Here is a 1,028-nt window from a genome sequence, read left to right on the forward strand (position 1 = left end):
TTGCTCTGACAGGAAAGTAGCACAGGAAGAAAATCCAACCCGAAGAGTTTAAAAGCGGTACGCACAGTTCAAGACGTCGTTGACGCTGTCGTTGAACTTGTAAAGGAATAAGAGATGCGCACATTGCTGACAGTTTTGTCTGCAATTGTATTGCTTACCTACCCTTTTGCCGTCTATTTCGGTATCGATAAGCTTGGCTTAGAAGTGGTCGCACTCCTTTTAGGCATTGTGTTTCTGCTCAGAATCCTTTCCGGCCATCAAGCCAAGCTTAAAGAATTCAAACACTKKCGGTGATAAGCGGAGTGATCGGTGTGGTGCTGGTTACGCTGGGCGCGATATTCAAACAGCAAGGTTGGCTGACGTTTTATCCCGTGATCGTTAACCTCGCCATGTTGACGCTTTTTGCCTCGAGTTTAACTCAGCCTCAAACGATTATAGAGCGATTGGCTCGTCTGCAAGAGCCCGAGTTACCCGAAAGTGGCGTTCGTTATACTCGCACAGTCACGAAAGTGTGGTGTTGGTTTTTTCTCACAATGCAAGTATGTCCTTTATACACCTGTTTCAACCACTACAGGTGTTGGACACTGTATAACGGCTTTATTAGCTATTTAGCCGCCGGAAGTTTATTTGCTGGAGAATGGATCGTTCGCCAGTTTGTTCGCAAGGACTGAGCATTAGATGAGTCACCCTCTACCATTTCATTCACTCGCTACGCTGTTTCATCACGGCAGAGCCCCACGACACCAAGTCGCGTTTTCCCTAAATGAACACCATGATTGGTCATCGTTCTCGTGCCAAGATGCATACACTTGCGAACAATGAAGCAAATAGAAGCACAACGAGTTGCCCTGTTGCGTCCGCCAACAGCTACCAATTTGCCATTGGTTTTTTTGCGTTGTGCTTTAGTGGCAAAGCCATTGTGTTACCTGGAAATTATCAACCAGCGGCGTTGGATGAGCTCAGCTGCGAGTTTGATCTTTTACTGTGTGATGAGGAAGTGGGGAGCAACTTACGCCAAGCGTACCAAT

Annotated in this window: 2 pseudogenes; both read left to right on the top strand. The window is 46.8% G+C overall.

Going from position 1 to position 1,028, the window contains the following annotated elements:
- The first annotated feature begins 114 nt into the window (after nucleotides 1–114).
- Nucleotides 115–671 (top strand): annotated as a pseudogene (locus tag CIK04_RS25920) (hypothetical protein).
- A 128-nt stretch (nucleotides 672–799) separates the two neighbouring features.
- A pseudogene (locus CIK04_RS25925) lies at nucleotides 800–1,028 on the top strand (AMP-fatty acid ligase); the annotation flags it as partial.

This window comes from Vibrio sp. 03_296, from assembly GCF_002265885.1.